1 protein-coding gene (running past one end of the window) is annotated in these 17,651 nt (G+C 63.9%); it reads left to right on the forward strand.

The window, feature by feature from the left end:
• Window positions 1-17,651, forward strand: the 5' portion of a protein-coding gene (locus tag OUZ45_RS05120; RefSeq protein WP_266168857.1) for a non-ribosomal peptide synthetase. The gene runs 15,010 nt beyond the window's last position; 17,651 of the gene's 32,661 nt are visible here — the first part of the coding sequence; it begins with the start codon at window positions 1-3; the stop codon falls past the right edge of the window.

A 17,651-nucleotide genomic window follows, 5' to 3' on the forward strand; every position in this document is an offset into this window, starting at 1 on the left:
ATGAATGTCCGTCAGTTTCCGCCCCAGGAAAACCCGTCGCCATTCACCGGCAAGGAAGGGGAGGATCGCAGGTTCGACCATCGTGACAGCGGAGACATCGCCATCATCGGTATGGCCTGCCGTTTCCCCGGTGCCGAAAACTATGGACAGTTCTGGGAGAACCTGTGCCATGGGCTGTCCAGCATCAGCGAGGTGCCGCAGAACCGGTGGGACAAAGACGCTTTCTATTCGGCCAATGCGCAGGACAAGAACAAGTCCATCAGCAAGTGGGGCGGGTTTGTCGATGGCGTAGAGTTTTTCGATTCGGATTTCTTCGGGGTGTCGGCGCGCGAAGCGGCGGTGATGGACCCGCAGCAGCGGATCATGCTGGAACAGGCATGGGCATGCATCGAAGACGCGGGCTACGACCCCAAGGTATTCAGCGGCAGCCGCACAGGCGTCTATGTGGGGGTGTTCAATTTCGACTATGAGGACCACCTCCGGGGTGCGCTCGATGCCATCGAGGGGCACGTCTCCACGGGGACGCATACCGCCCTCATTCCGAACCGGATCTCGTACTTTTTGAATTTGCACGGCCCGAGCATGCCGATCGATACCGCATGCTCGAGCTCGCTGGTGGCGTTGCACAAAGCGGCGCACGCGATCCGCCGCGGCGAGTGCGACCAGGCGCTGGTCGGCGGGGTGAGCGTGCTGTGCAGCCCCACCCATTTCATTTCATTTTCCAAGACCGGCATGCTCTCGCCGGACGGCAGCTGCAAGAGCTTCGACGAGCGCGCCAATGGCTACGTGCGCGGCGAAGGCGCGGCCATGCTTCTGATCAAGCCGCTCGATAAGGCCATCCGGGATGGGGACCGCATTGCCGCCGTACTGCGAGGCTCAGCGGTGAATCATGGTGGCCGCGCGCGCACGGTGACCTATCCAGGGTCTTCAGCGCAATCCAGAGTGATCGCTGAAGCTTTGCGCGAGGCACGGGTGCCTGTCGGTACCATCGGTTATGTCGAAGCGCACGGGACGGGCACGCCCAAGGGCGATCCGATCGAAGTGGAAGGCCTGAAAATGGCGTTCTCCCGCGTCGCAGCGGATCGCGGTGAAGTATTGAGCGAGCGCTTCTGCGGTATCGGCAGCGTCAAGACCAACATTGGCCATTTGGAATCGGTCGCTGGCGTGGCTGGCTTGATCAAGACGATGCTATGCATGAAGCACCAGAGCTTTCCGCCACTGGTGCATTACCAGAAGCTCAATCCGCGCATCACGCTGGATGGCAGCCCGTTCTTTATGGTCGATACGGCGCGGCCGTGGCTGGCGCTGGTCGACGACAACGGGCTGGCCATCCCACGTCGCGCCGGCATCAGCTCCTTTGGCTTTGGTGGTGTGAACTCCCACGTCATTGTCGAGGAGTATCTCGAACCCGAGGTGGCGCCCTCTGGCCAGGGCCAAGAAGCAACGGATGAATCTTCATCCGAGCAGTCTCCTGTACTGGTGCAGTCTCCTGTATTAGTGGTGCTGTCGGCCAAGACCGTGCCCGTGCTGCGCGAGCGCGTGCGGCAACTGCTTGCCGCCATCGAGTCAGCCGAAGTCCGTGACGCTGGCCTGGCTGATCTGGCCTACACGCTGCAGGCGGGGCGGCAGGCCATGGCGGCGCGCCTGGCGCTGGTGGTCGATTCTTTCGAAACGCTGCAAGAACGGTTGGAAGACTGGGTGGCGCAACGTTCCAAGCCGGGCGATGTGTTTGTTGGGCAACTTTCGGCCGAGACGTTGGCGCAGGCCGGGGGAGTGGCGGAACGTGAAGACTCGCTGTCGACCCTGCTGGTCAGTGGGGATCTCCTCGCGGTGGCGGGAAAGTGGGTCGAAGGCCACGAGTTTGATTGGGCGGCCTTGCACGAAGGGCGCAAGCGCCGCCGCCTCGCGCTGCCGACGTATCCGTTCGTCCGGGAAAAGCACTGGATCGATGCCATCCCGTCGACGGCATCGGCCGCGCCGCAGACAGCGATCCATCCGCTAGTGCATCGCAATACGTCGAACATTTCCGGGCTGCGTTTCAGCAGTCGCTTTAGCGGGAAGGAGTTCTTCCTTGCCGATCACCTGGTGCAAGGCGAACGCACCTTGCCGGGCGCGGCCCAGTTGGAAATGGCTCGTTGCGCGGCCGACCAGGTCGTTGCCGCCGCGGGCGCGTATAGCTTGAAAGACATCGTGTGGCTGCGGCCCGTCGTGGTCGGGCCCGAGCCGGTGGAACTGCACCTGGCGCTGTTTCCGGAGAGCAACGGTGAATTCAGTTTCGAGCTCTACGACAGTGCCGATGGCGACGAGGGCGTGGTCTACAGCCAAGGCTCAGTGACGGCCGTCCCGGATGCGCAGCTCGGCGCTGCGGCGGTGCACGACCTTGCCGCGCTGCGCCGGCAATGTGCGCAATCGCAGCTGGGCGCGGCGGCTTGTTATGCCGCGTTCGATCGGATGGGCCTGAACTATGGGCCTGGCCATCGTGGCTTGAGTGAAGTGTTCGTCGGACAGGGGCAGGCACTGGCGCACATCGCGCTGCCGGATTCGGTGAAATCGCTGCAGGAAAGCTACGTCCTTCATCCCAGCGTGCTCGATGCCGCGCTGCAAGCGGCGATAGCTTTTCAAGCCGAGGACGCGGGCGGGCTCGGTGATGCGCCGTTGACGCTGCCCTTCGCGCTGGGATCGTTGGACGTCATCGCGCCCTGCACCGAGAACATGTGGGCCGTGATACGCCGCAGTGCTGGCAGTGCGGCAGGCGATGCGCTGCAGAAATTCGATATCGACTTGTGCAACGAGGCTGGGTCGGTATGCGTGCGCCTCGGGGAGTTTTGCGCGCGCGCGTCGATGCATGCAGGGGCCGATGAGCCGGTACGCACCGCGCTGCTGCAGCTTGAGTGGACAGCGCAGCCGGCGACCGCTTCCGGCGCGCCACGCTATGCGAACCATCTCGTGCTGTTGTGCGGCGGACCGGACGGCATTCGCGTCGCCTTGCCCGACGTGCAGTCGAGGTTGCCTGGCGCGGCATGCATGGAGATCGGCACCGGCGACGAACTAGCGCAGCGCTATGAATCGGCCGCCGCCACCTTGCTGGAACAGATCCAGTCGCTGGGCAGCCAGCCAGGACAGCATCTGATCCAGGTGATGGTTCCAAGCCAGGGCATAGAGCAGACCCTGGCGGGATTGGGCGGCATGCTGCGCACGGCACAGTTGGAAAACCCGCGCATCGTGGGCCAGCTGATCAGCGTCGAGTCCACGCAGGACGTGGCGCAGGCGCTGCTGGAAAACCGTGACAGCTTCGCGATGCAGATACGTTACGTCGATGGCGTGCGCCAGGTCGGCAGCTGGATCGAATGGACCGGTGCGATCGATGCCGGCTCACCATGGAAGGCGCAGGGCGTTTACCTGATCACCGGCGGCGCGGGCGGCCTGGGGCTGATCTTCGCCCGCGAGATCGCTACCCACGCCAAGGGCGCAACGCTGATCCTGACTGGACGCTCGCCGTTGACGGAGGCCACCCAGGCCAAACTCAGCGAGCTGGAAGCGTTGGGCGCGACGGCGCAATACCGCCAGCTCGACGTGGGCAATCGCGAGGCCGTGAGGCATGTGGTGCATGACGTCGCCGAAACCTTCGGCGGCTTGCACGGCATCATCCACAGCGCGGGTGTGTTGCGCGACAGCTTCATCATCAAGAAGACGCGCGAGGAACTGCACGAGGTGTTGCATGCCAAAGTGGCTGGCACGCTCCATCTCGACGAAGCCAGCCGCGATCTGGCGCTCGACTGCTTCGTCTGCTTCGCATCCACATCGGGTGCGCTTGGCAATGTAGGTCAGGCCGACTATGCGGCAGCCAATGCCTTCATGGATGCCTTCGCGCACCATCGTGCTGAGCTCGTGGCGCGAGGAGAGCGCCAGGGGCGCACGTTGTCGATCAATTGGCCGCTATGGGAAGAGGGCGGCATGCAGGTCGATGCCGCTACGCGGCAGAGCATGACGCAGCAGACCGGGTTGATTCCATTGCGCACCGCCAGCGGCTGTGCGGCCTTGGTGCAGGCCTTGTCGAGCGGCCTGTCGCAAGTGCTGGTGGCCGAAGGCGCGATACGCCGGTTCAAGTCCGCCCTGTCGGGTGTCGCGAAGCCCATCGCTGTGGCGGCCAAGCCTGAAAGCTCGGCGCCGAGCGCGCTGTCTGACGAGTTGCAGGAAAAGGCCAAACGTTATTTCGTGCGGCTATTGTCGAGCACGCTCAAGCGGCCGGCGCACAGCATCGATGCGCGCGCGCAGATGGAGGCCTACGGCATCGACTCCATCCTTGTGATGGACCTGACCCGAACCTTGGAGCAGGTGTTCGGCCCGCTTTCCAAGACGCTGTTATTCGAATACCAGACCATCGCCGCGCTGGCCGGCTATTTCTTGCAGCATCACCTCGCCCGCTTGAGCGAGGTGTTGGGTGAAACGCTGCATGATGCCCCTGTAGCGACATCGTCGCGCGAGGAAGAGGCGCCGATCGTTGCCGCGACGACGACTCGCCGCCCGCGCTTCGGAGCGCGCGAACCTGGCTTCCCGAACGTGATCGCGCCAACCAGGGACTTCGCGCACGCCAATCCGTCCACGACCACCAAGGATGTCGGCGAGATCGCGATCATCGGCGTAGCCGGGCGTTATCCGCAGGCGGCCAATCTGGAGCAATTCTGGGCCAATCTGAGCCAGGGCAAAGACAGCATCACCGAGATCCCGTCCGAACGCTGGGACTACCACCTCTATTACGACGAAGACCGCAGTAAGCCCGGCAAGACCTATAGTCGGTGGGGCGGCTTCATCGACGGCGTCGACCTGTTCGATCCGCTGTTCTTCAATATCTCGCCGCGTGAAGCGGAACTGATGGATCCGCAGGAGCGGCTGTTCCTGGAATGCGTGCATGCCACGCTGGAGGACGCGGGTTACACCAGGGAAACCGTCACCCAACATGCCGGTGCGGGACAGGAAGGCAGCGTCGGCGTCTTCGTCGGTGTGATGTACGAGGAGTACCAGCTGTACGGCGCGCAGGAGCAGGCCAGGGGACGCAACCTGGCGATGCTCAACAGCGCTGCATCGGTCGCGAATCGCGTTTCGTACTTCTGCAATTTCAACGGCCCCAGCCTGGCGCTGGACACCATGTGCTCGTCGTCGCTGACGGCGATTCACCTGGCCTGCCAGAGCCTGCAACGCGGCGGCTGCGCGGTGGCGATCGCGGGTGGGGTGAACGTATCGGTGCACCCCAACAAGTACCTGATGCTCGCGCAAGGCAAGTTCATCTCCGGCAAAGGCCGCTGTGAGAGTTTCGGCGAAGGCGGCGAAGGTTATGTGCCCGGTGAAGGCGTGGGCGCGGTGCTGCTCAAGCCGCTGGCCCAGGCGAAGGCCGATGGCGATCACATCTACGGCGTGATCAAGGCCACTGCCATCAATCACGGCGGCAAGACCAACGGCTACACCGTGCCCAACCCGAACGCGCAGGCGAAGGTGATCGAGCAGGCGCTGCGCGAGGGCGGCATTGATGCGCGCGCCGTGAGTTACGTGGAAGCCCATGGTACGGGCACCAGCCTGGGTGATCCGATCGAGATCGCGGGGTTGTCCAAGGCGTTCCGAAACTGGACGCAGGACACGCAGTTCTGTGCGATCGGTTCGGCCAAATCGAATATCGGGCACGGCGAAAGCGCGGCGGGCATTGCCGGTGTGACCAAGGTGCTGTTGCAGCTGAAGCATCGGCAACTGGCGCCGAGCCTGCATTCGAGCGTGCTGAATCCGAACATCGATTTTGGCGGCACGCCGTTCGTGGTGCAGCAGGAACTCGCTCCATGGCCGCGGCCGTGGGTGGACAGCCGCGAATATCCAAGAATCGCCGGCATTTCGTCGTTCGGCGCGGGCGGCGCGAATGCGCACGTGGTGATCGAGGAATACGTCGCACCGGTTGTACCGGCAACGATGAGCGGCCCGGCGTTGATCGTGCTGTCGGCACGCCACGAAGACCGGCTGCGCGAACAAGTGCAGCGCTTGCTGGACGCCATCGCGTCGGACGGGACCATCGCACTGGCCGATCTGGCCTACACCCTGCAGGTCGGTCGCGAAGCGATGGAGGAGCGCCTTGCTCTGGTGGTGAACACGCTGGACGAGCTGCGCGAGAAGCTGAGCGCCTTTGTCGCTGGCGAAACGGCTGTCGACGACCTGTACCGCGGTCAGGTCAAACGCAACAAGGATGCGTTTGCCGCCTTGGCTGGCGATGACGACATCGGCGCCGCTGTCGAGGCGTGGATCGCCAAGGGCAAGTTCGGCAAGTTGCTCGACCTGTGGGTGAAGGGCCTCGCCTTCGACTGGCAGCGTTTGTATGGCGCTGAACGGCCGCGTCGTATCAGCCTGCCGACCTATCCGTTCGCCCGCGAGCGTTATTGGGTACAGACCGGGCCGACACAGCCAGCGACTTCGTCCGGCACTGGCGCGGCCCTGCATCCGCTGCTGCATCGGAACACCTCGGACGTGACCGGGCTGCGTTTCAGCACGCGTTTGAGCGGCGACGAATTTTTCCTGGCTGATCACCTAGTGCAAGGCGCACGGATCCTGCCGGGCGTGGCGCAACTGGAAATGGCACGTTGCGCGGTCGGCGAGGCGATCGGCGCTGCGGGTCATATCGCGTTGAGCGATGTCGTGTGGGTGCGTCCGATCAAGGTGGGTGCCAAGGGGCTAGCGCTGGATATCGCGCTCTATCCGGAAGCAACCGGCGACATCAGTTTCGAGATCTGCAGCGAAGACGAGAACGGTGAAGCTCTGGTGCATAGCCAGGGCGTGGCCTTGGTGGGTGCGACGGAAACGTCAGGCGCATCCACGGCGCACGATCTGGCGGCGCTGCGCGAGCAGTGCGCGCAAGCGCATTGGAACGCCCAAGCGTGCTATGCGGCGTTCGAGCAGATGGGCTTGCACTATGGCCCGGGCTTCCAGGGCCTGCGCGAACTGTTCGTGGGATCACGGCAAGTCCTGGCGCGGATCACGCTGCCGGCCTCGGTGCAGGCCTCGCAAGATGACTACGTACTGCATCCGAGTCTGCTGGACGCGGCGCTGCAAGCGACGCTGGGTCTGCAGATGGGTGCGGCGACGGAAGCCGGCGGGATGACGCTGATGCTGCCGTTTGCATTGGGCGCGCTGGAGGTACTGGCGCCATGCCCATCCGCCATGTGGGCCGTGGTGCGTCACAGCGCTGGTAGCAAGACGGGTGATGCGGTGCAACGGCTCGACATCGACCTCTGCGATGAGCTCGGCGCTGTATGCGTACGCTTCAAGCAATTCAGCCTGAGGCCGGTGGTCGCCAGTGCTGAACATGGCGCACCGGTCAAGACGCTGCTGCTGCGTCCGACATGGGAGGCGCAACCTGTCGTGACGGCGACCGGTCGTGCGTTCGCGCGGCATCTGGTGGTGTTGTGTGGGCTTGATGCGGCCGATGCGGATCGCGTGCAGGCGCACATGCCGGGCGTGGTCTGCCTGGCCTTCGCCGTGAATCAAGATTTGGCGCAGCACTATGAATCGGTCGGCGGAGCCTTGCTTGAACAGATCCAGTCGCTCGGCAGCCAGCCGGGGCAGCACCTGATCCAGGTAGTGGTGCCGGATCAGGGCGCAGGCCGGACCATGGCGGGATTGGGCGGCATGCTGCGCACGGCGCAGTTGGAGAACCCGCGCATCGTTGGTCAGGTGATCAGTGTCGAACCCGCACAAGACGTGATGCAGGCGCTGCTGGACAACCGCGGCGGCGATGCGTCGCACGTGCGTTACGTCAACGGCGAACGTCAGGTCAGCGGCTGGGCCGAGCTGGCCGGCGCGGCCAACGCCGGCTCACCGTGGAAGGCACACGGCGTGTACCTGATCACGGGCGGCGCAGGTGGACTTGGCCTGATCTTCGCTCGCGAGATTGCGAGCCAGGCCAGGAACCCCGTGCTGATCCTCACGGGCCGCTCGGCGCTGAACGAAAGCATCCAGGCCCATATCCGCCAGCTGGAAGCCTTGGGCGCCGTGGTGCGCTACCACGCGATCGACGTCACCGATGCCGCCGCGCTGACGCAACTGGTGCACAGCATTCCGGAAGAGTTTGAAAGTCTCGACGGCATCATCCACAGCGCTGGTGTGGTGCGCGACAGCTTCATCGTCAGGAAGACGCGGCAGCAATTGCATGAGGTGCTCAGCGCCAAAGTCACCGGCACGCTGAATCTCGATGAAGCCAGTCGCGACATGGTGCTCGACTGTTTCATCTGCTTCTCGTCCATCGCCGGTGCGATCGGCAATGTGGGTCAGGCGGATTACGCGACGGCGAATGCCTTCATGGATGCCTTTGCGCATCATCGCGCCGAACGCGTGGCGCGCGGGGAACGCCACGGCCACACGCTGTCGATCAACTGGCCGCTGTGGGACGAGGGCGGCATGCAGGTGGATGCGGCCACGCGCACGATGCTGAAGCAGCAGCTGGGCATGCAGCCTCTAGCCAGCGACAGCGGTCTACTGGCTTTGCGGCAAGCCCTGGCGAGCGGGTTGAACCAGCTGATGGTGGTGGCGGGTGATGCGGCCCGTATCCGCCAGGTGGTGTTGGGCAAGCCGCAGGAAAAGCTTGCGGTCATGCCGGCAGCGATCGATAGCCATGACGGCAATGCGAAGGAGAGCGGGAGCGCTGCCGCTTTCTCGGAGCATCGCCTACAGGAGCGGGGCATACGGGGGCAGGTAAAGCGTGCGCTGGTAGGCATGGTGTCGTCGCTGATCAAGGTCAAGCCGGAGGATATCGACGGCGATACGGCCCTGAGCGAATACGGCTTCGATTCCATCTCGCTTACCGAATTCGGCAACGCGCTGAATCAGCAATACCGGCTCGAATTGAAGCCGACGATCTTCTTTGAATACCCGACGCTGGACGGTCTGGCCGACTATCTGGCGCGCGAACATCAGTCAGCGCTGACGCCGCGCTTTGCGTCGGCGAATAGCGCGGCATCTCCGGCACCGGCGACGGTGGTCGCGGTGCCGGCCACCGCTTCGGTGCATGAGCGCATCCGGTCCCGCCGGCACAGCCGTTTCAGCACGTCGGTGGCAGCGTCCGCTGCGAACCGGAACGCGGCGGTCGACGAACCGATCGCCATCATCGGCATGAGCGGTCAGTTCCCGCAGGCGCGGGACATCGAGACGTTCTGGCGCAACCTGGTCGAGGGCAAGGATTGCATCGGCGAGATTCCGCGCGAACGCTGGGATTGGCGTGCGTGGTACGGCGATCCGGCGAGGGAGCAGAACAAGACCAATATCAAGTGGGGCGGCTTCATCGATGGCGTCGATGAATTCGACCCGATGTTCTTCGGCATCTCGCCCAAAGAAGCCGAGCTGATGGACCCGCAGCAGCGCCTGATGATGATCCACGTCTGGAAGGCGCTGGAAGATGCCGGTTACGCCGGCCCCGCATTGTCGGGCAGTGACACGGCCATCTATGTCGGCACCATGGCCAGCGGATACGGCCACTTGATCAGCCGCGCCAGGATGGCGATCGAAGGGTATTCCTCGACCGGGGCGGTCGCCTCGGTGGGGCCCAACCGGATGAGCTATTTCCTCAACTTCCACGGCCCGAGCGAGCCGGTGGAAACGGCGTGCTCCAGCTCGTTGATCGCTTTGCGTCGCGCGATGCTCGCGATCGCCCGGGGCGATTGCAGCATGGCCATCGCCGGTGGCGTGAACACCATCGTCAACCCGGAACTGCACGTCAGCTTCAACAAGGCCGGCATGCTAAGCGAGGACGGTCGCTGCAAGACCTTCTCCAGCGAAGCCAATGGCTACGTGCGCGGCGAAGGCGTCGCGATGCTGGTATTGAAGCGGTTGTCGGACGCCGAGCGCGACGGCGACCACATCTATGGTCTGGTGCGCGGCACGGCGGAGAACCATGGCGGTCGTGCCAACTCGCTGACCGCGCCCAATCCGAAGGCGCAGGCGGCGGTAGTTCGGCGGGCCTATCAGCAAGCCGGCATCGATCCGCGCAGCGTGACTTATATCGAAGCACACGGCACCGGCACCCCACTCGGCGATCCGGTGGAGATCAACGGCCTGAAGGCAGCGTTCAAGGAGTTGTACGCGGCAAGCGGTGAGAGTGAGGTCGCAGCACCGCACTGCGGCCTGGGATCGGTCAAGACCAACATCGGCCACCTTGAATTGGCAGCCGGTGTGGCGGGCGTGATCAAGGTCCTGCTGCAGATGAAGCATCGGACGCTGGTGAAGAGCCTGCATAGCGACAGCCTCAATCCGTACATCGACCTGGATGACAGCCCGTTCTACGTAGTGCAGGAAGCACGCGAATGGAAGGCAGTACGCGATGCACAAGGCCAGGTGCTGCCCCGCCGCGCTGGCGTGAGTTCGTTCGGTTTCGGTGGCGTGAATGCGCATGTGGTGCTGGAGGAATATCTCGCGCCAGCGTCCGTTCCTGTCGCAAACGGTCCGGTCGCGGTGGTGCTGTCGGCACGCAATGAGGAGCGGCTACGCGAACAGGCACAGCAACTGTTGGCGTTCCTTGACTCGCCGCAAGCGGAGTCGGAGATCGCGTTGGCCGATCTGGCTTACACGCTGCAGGTCGGACGCGAAGCGATGGAAGAGCGGCTGGGCTTGGTGGCCGGTTCGCACACCGAGTTGCGCGACAAGCTGGCACGCTTCCTGTCCGGCGATGGTGGCGTGGACGAGCTCTATCGCGGCCAGGCCAAGCGCAACAAGGATGCGCTGGGACCATGGTCGGCCGATGAGGACATGGCCCATACCGTGCGGAGCTGGGTCGGGAAGGGCAAGCTCAGCAAGCTGCTCGATATGTGGGTGAAGGGGTATGGCCTTGATTGGAGCGCGCTCTATGGCGCCCATAAACCCCGCCGCATCAGTTTGCCGACGTATGCCTTCGCCAGGGAACGCTATTGGGTGCCGGCCGGGGATGCCAACCTGCCGACGGCATCCAGTGTGGGTGCCCTGCTGCATCCCTTGGTGCAGCGCAATTCATCGAACTTGCTCGGCCCGCGCTTCAGCAGCCGCTTTGGCGGAGACGAGTTTTTCCTTGCCGACCACGTGGTGTTGGATAAGCGGGTATTGCCGGGCGTGGCCCAGCTCGAGATGGCGCGCTTTGCGGCAAGCGAGGCGATGGATGGCGCCGGCCAGCTGCATCTGAAGGATGTGGTGTGGTCGCGCCCCGCGGTCGCCGGCAGTGAGGGGCTGGAGCTGCATGTTTCGCTGTATCCGGAAGACAGCGGCGACATCGGCTATGAGATTCACGCCGATCCTGTGGATGGCGAGATCGTTGTCTATGGACGAGGCGTGGTGACGGAGACCATCGACGACATCTCTCCGGCACCGCACGATCTCGAAGCACTGCGTCAGCAATGCACACAGGTACATCTGAGTGCAGCGCAATGCTACGCGGCGTTCCAAGCCCTGGGCTTGAACTATGGCGATGGCTTCCAGGGTTTGAGCGAACTGTTCGTCGGCGAGAAGTTGGTGTTGGCACGGATCACGCTGCCTTCCGCCGTACAGGCGACGAAGGATCGCTACGTGCTGCACCCCAGCCTGCTCGACGCGGCGCTGCAAGCGTCGATCGGTTTGCAGATGGGCGCAGGCGCTGGCGATCTGACGTTGATGCTGCCGTTTGCCATGGGATCCCTGGACGTATTGGCCCCGTGTACGACCAGCATGTGGGCAGTCGTTCGTCACAGTTCCGATCGCGCAAGCGGCGATGCCGTACACACCGTTGATATCGATCTTTGCGATGAAAGCGGTGTGCCTTGCCTGCGCTTCAAGCAGCTTGGTCTGAGGGTGCTGGCGACACCGCCGACCGGAGGCCTGGTCCGCGATGCGAAACATGAAGAAGCGACGAGCCATGGAAAGGACCGCTTGGTGAATGACTCCACTCCACTGCCGCTGGTAGAAACAACTGCTGTGCGAACCGTGGAGAACGTCTCGGACGATATCCAGGAAAGGTCTACCCGCTATTTCGTGCGTTTCCTTTCGGCAACGCTGAAGCTGCCGACCCACCGGATCGATCCGCGGGCGCAGATGGAAACCTATGGCATCGATTCCCTCCTGGTATTGGATCTGACACGCGCCCTGGAAAAGCAGTTTGGCCCGTTGCCGAAAACGCTGTTCTTCGAATACCAGACGATTGCCGCGTTGAGCGGATACTTTGTGCAGCATCACCCTGCTGCCATGGCGGCGCTGTTTGGTGAAAGCCGCGCAGCCGCGGCCGTCGTGTCGGTGCCTTCGGCAACCAAGCTTGATAAGCCGGCTTCCGCGCCGATGAGCCGCCGCTCGCGTTACGGGGCGCGCGGCCGGATCGGCAAGGATGCCGGCCGCGACGTCGGCGAGATCGCGATCATCGGTGTGGCTGGGCGTTATCCGCAGGCGGCTAACCTCGAGCAGTTCTGGGCCAACCTGAGCCAGGGCAGGGACAGCATCACCGAGATTCCGGTCGAGCGTTGGGACCACACGCGCTACTACGACGAAGACCGCAACGCGCTAGGCAAGACGTACGGCAAGTGGGGTGGCTTCATCGACGGCGTCGACTTGTTCGATCCGCTGTTCTTCAACATCTCGCCGCGCGAAGCGGAGCTGATGGATCCGCAGGAGCGGCTGTTCCTGGAGTGCGTACATGCCACGCTGGAAGATGCCGGCTACACCCGGGACAACGTGAGCCAGGACGGCGAGGTCGGCGTGTTCGTCGGCGTGATGTATGAGGAGTACCAACTCTACGGTGCGCAGGAGCAGGCACGCGGACGGCCGATCGCGGTATCCGGTCACCCGGCATCGATCGCCAACCGGATTTCGTACTTCTGCAATTTCAACGGTCCGAGCATGGCGCTGGACACCATGTGTTCGTCGTCGCTGACGGCGATTCACCTCGCTTGCCAGGGTATCCAGCGCGGCGATTGCGCGGTGGCCGTGGCGGGTGGCGTGAACGTCTCGATCCACCCGAACAAGTACCTCACGTTGGCCCAGGGCCGCTTCATCTCGGGCAAGGGCCGCTGCGAGAGCTTCGGGGAGGGCGGTGAAGGCTACGTGCCTGGCGAGGGCGTGGGCGCGGTGCTGTTGAAACCGCTGGCCCAGGCCAAGGCCGATGGCGACCATATCTACGGCGTGATCCGGGCCACCGCGGTCAACCACGGCGGCAAGACCAACGGCTACACCGTGCCGAACCCGAACGCGCAGGCGAAGGTGATCGAGCGGGCCTTGCGTGAAGGCGGGATCGATGCGCGGGCAATGAGCTACATCGAGGCGCATGGTACGGGCACCAGCCTGGGCGATCCGATCGAGATCGCGGGGCTGTCCAAGGCGTTTGGTCAGTGGACACAAGATAAGCAGTTCTGCGCCATCGGCTCGGCCAAATCGAACATCGGGCATTGTGAAAGCGCAGCAGGCATCGCTGGTGTGACCAAGGTGCTGCTGCAGCTGAAGCACCGGCAACTGGCACCGAGCCTGCACTCGGCCGTGCTGAATCCGAACATCGATTTCGAGGCCACGCCGTTCGTGGTGCAGCAGGAACTCGCTCCGTGGCCGCGGCCCCTGTTGGACGCGGGTGACGAGATGCGGGAAGTCCCGCGGATCGCGGGCATTTCGTCGTTCGGTGCAGGCGGCGCGAATGCGCATGTGGTGATCGAGGAATACGTTGCACCCGTCGCATCGCAAGCTGGAAGCGGCCCGGCGCTGATCGTGCTGTCGGCGCGCCAGGAAGACCGGCTGCGCGAACAAGTGCAGCAGTTGCTGGAAGCCATCACATCGGGCGCAGACATCGTATTGGCCGACCTGGCCTACACGCTGCAGGTCGGTCGCGAAGCGATGGAAGAGCGTCTCGCCCTGGTGGTGAATTCGCTGGACGAACTGCGCGAGAAGTTGAGCGCCTATCTGGCGGGTGATACGTCGATCGACGAGCTGTATCGCGGTCAGGTGAAGCGCCATAAGGATACGTTGTCCGCCTTGGATGGCGACGACGACATGGGCGCCATCGCCGAGGCGTGGGTGTCCAAAGGCAAGTTCGGCAAGCTGCTCGACCTGTGGGTGAAGGGGCTGGCCTTCGACTGGCGGCGTTTGTATGGCGCCGACCTCCCGCGCCGAATCAGCCTGCCCACCTATCCGTTTGCCCGCGAACGCTATTGGATAGAGGTTTCCGCCTCGCCATCGACGGACGTGGCGACAGCGGGCGGGCTGTTGCATCCGCTACTGCATCGCAATACATCGAGCTTTTCGGTGCAGCGTTTCAGCAGTCATTTCAGCGGCGAAGAATTCTTCCTGGCCGATCACGTGGTGCAAGGCACACGCATCCTGCCGGGTGTGGCGCAACTGGAAATGGCCCGCTACGCGGCCAGCATAGCGATCGAAGAGACATGCGCGCTGCGCTTGAGCGACGTCGCCTGGCTGCGGCCCGTGACGGTTGGCGCGCTTGGGCTCGATCTGCATATCGCACTGATGCCGCAGGACGGCGGCGACATCCGCTTCGAGCTATATCGCGACACCGAAGACGGCGACACCGTGACCTATAGCCAGGGCTCGGTGATGGTCGTGGCGGATGCCAACGCGGAGGTGGTGGCAACACACGATCTCGCCGTCTTGCGTGAGCAGTGCACCGCTGCGTCTATGAGTGCGGCGCAATGCTATGCCGCGTTCAAGCAAATGGGCTTGCACTACGGCCCAGGCTTCCAGGGCCTGAGCGAACTGTTCGTGGGGCCGCAGCAGGTCCTGGCGCGCATCACACTCCCGGCGTCGGCGCCGGATGGGTACGAGCTGCATCCCAGTCTGCTGGATGCGGCGCTGCAAGCCGCAATCGGCTTGGTGCACCCGGCTGATGATGCGAGCGAACCGACCTTGTGGCTGCCCGTCGCGCTGGAATCGCTTGAAGTGCTGGCACCTTGCGTCGCCGACATGTGGGCGGTGGTGCGTCCCAGCGCAGGCCATGTCATGGGCGATGCATCGCCCAAGGCATGGCCTGTCCTGGATGTCGACCTCTGCGACGAGGCGGGGATGGTATGCGTTCGCTTCAGCCAACTTGAGCTGCGGGCATCGACGATCACTGTTGAGCCCGACACGGCTTTGCAGACGCTGCTGACGACGCCTGTATGGGAAGCTCGGTCCGCCGCCAAGCGTATCGAGAACCCTGCGTTCGCGCGGCACCTGGTGATGTTGTGCGGCCTCGATGCGGTGGACACGGATCGCGTGCAGGCGGATCTGCCGGGTGCGATGTTCCTGACCTTCGCCGCAGATCAGGATCTGGCGCAAGGCTATGCATCGGCGGCGGCGGCGCTGCTGGAACAGATTCAGGCGCTGAGCAGCCAGCCGGGTCAGCACTTGATCCAGGTGATGGTGCCAAGCCACGGCGTAGATCAAACCTTCGTGGGATTGGGCGGCATGCTGCGCACGGCGCAGCTGGAGAATCCGCGCATCGTCGGCCAGACCATCGGCATCGAGCCTGGACAGGATGTGGTACAGGCGCTGCTGGAAAATCGCGGCGGCGATGCATCGCAGGTGCGCTATGTCCACGGCGTGCGCCAAGTCGTCAGCTGGGCCGAATTGGCCGGCGCGTCCGACGCGGACTCGCCGTGGAAGGCGAACGGTGTGTATCTGATTACCGGCGGCGCGGGTGGCCTGGGTCTGATCTTCGCTCGCGAGATCGCTACTCATGCCAAAGGTGCAACGCTGGTCCTGACTGGTCGCTCGCAACCGACAGAAGCGACGCAGGCCAAACTCCGCGAGCTGGAAGCACTGGGCGCGTCGGCGCAATACCGCCAGCTCGACGTGGGCGATCGCGAAGCCGTGATGAACCTGGTGCACGACATCGCCGCAACATGCGGCGGCCTGCACGGCATTATTCATAGCGCAGGTGTGCTGCGCGACAGCTTCATCATCAAGAAGACGCGCGAGGAATTGCACGAGGTGCTGCGTGCCAAAGTGGCCGGCACCTTACATCTCGACGAAGCCAGTCGCGAGCTGGCCCTCGACTGCTTTATCTGCTTCTCGTCCGTCTCGGGCGCACGCGGCAACGTGGGCCAGGCAGACTATGCGGCAGCGAACGCGTTCATGGATGCCTTCGCGCATTACCGTGGTGACTTGGCGACCCAGGGCCTGCGTCACGGCCGCACGCTGTCAGTGAACTGGCCGTTGTGGGAAGAGGGCGGCATGCAAGTCGATGCCGCGACGCGCCAGTACCTGCTGCAGGAAACCGGCATGACGCCGTTGCGCCGCGCTAGCGGCTGTGTGGCCTTGGTACAGGCCTTGTCCAGCGGCCGGCCGCAGGTGCTGGTCGCCGAAGGCCGGCTGGAGCAGTTGAAAGCAACGCTGCTGAAGGATTCGGCAGTACAGCCGCCCCCCGTGGTGATCGAGGCGCATCGCGCAGAGCCGATAGCTGAAGACTTGCGTGAAAAGACCATACGTCACCTGGCCCGCCTGCTGTCGGCCACGCTCAAACTGCCCGCGCAAAAGATCGATGCGTCAGCGCGGCTAGAGGCTTATGGCATCGACTCCGTCATGGTGATGGACCTGACCCAGAAGCTGGAAAAGTCCTTCGGTTCTTTACCCAAGACGCTGTTCTTCGAATACCAGACCATGGCGGCACTGGCCGATTATTTCCTGCAAAGCCATCGCGCTGTGCTGGTGGAGTTGCTTGGTGAACAAACCGCCATCGCTGCGTCTGCGACCGTAGCAAAGCCTGGTCGCAGCCTGGCAGCCGCACCGACCGTCCCGCGCCGTTCGCGTTTCGACCTGCGCAGCGCGCCTGTCGGCATCGCTGATACTGCCAACATCGGCATCGCCATCATCGGCATCGCCGGGCGCTATCCGCAGGCCCGCAACCTCGAAGAGTTCTGGGCCAATCTGAGCCAGGGCCGGGACAGCATCACCGAGATCCCGGCCGACCGCTGGGATCACGCTCTCTACTTCGATGCGGACCGCAACGCGCCGGGCAAGACGTACGGCAAGTGGGGTGGCTTCATCGACGGCGTCGATCGCTTCGACGCGCGCTTCTTCAACATCTCGCCGCGCGAGGCGGAGCTGATGGACCCGCAGGAGCGCCTGTTCCTCGAATGCGTGCACGCCACGCTGGAAGACGCGGGCTACACGCGCGAGAACGTCGCCGAGGACGGCGACGTGGGCGTCTTCGCTGGCGTGATGTACGAGGAATACCAGCTCTACGGCGCACAGGAACAGGCGCGCGGCCGTTTCGTCGCCGCGCCGGGAAGCCCGGCGTCGATCGCCAACCGGATCTCGTATTTCTGCGACTTCAACGGCCCGAGCATGGCGCTGGACACCATGTGCTCGTCGTCGCTGACGGCCATCCACTTGGCGTGCGAGAGCCTGGCGCGCGGCGGTTGCTCCGTGGCCATCGCCGGTGGCGTGAACGTTTCCGTGCATCCGAACAAATACCTCGTCCTCGCCCAGGGCAAGTTCATTTCCGCCAAGGGCCGCTGCGAGAGCTTCGGCGAGGGCGGCGAAGGCTACGTGCCGGGCGAGGGTGTGGGCGCGGTGCTGTTGAAACCGCTGGCCCAGGCGAAGGCCGACGGTGACAACATCTACGGCGTGATTCGTGCCACCGCGGTCAATCACGGCGGCAAGACCAACGGCTATACGGTGCCGAACCCGAACGCGCAGGCGAAGGTGATCGAGCGTGCCTT

It is taken from the genome of Dyella subtropica, assembly GCF_026283965.1.
Classification (GTDB): Bacteria; Pseudomonadota; Gammaproteobacteria; order Xanthomonadales; family Rhodanobacteraceae; genus Dyella_D; species Dyella_D subtropica.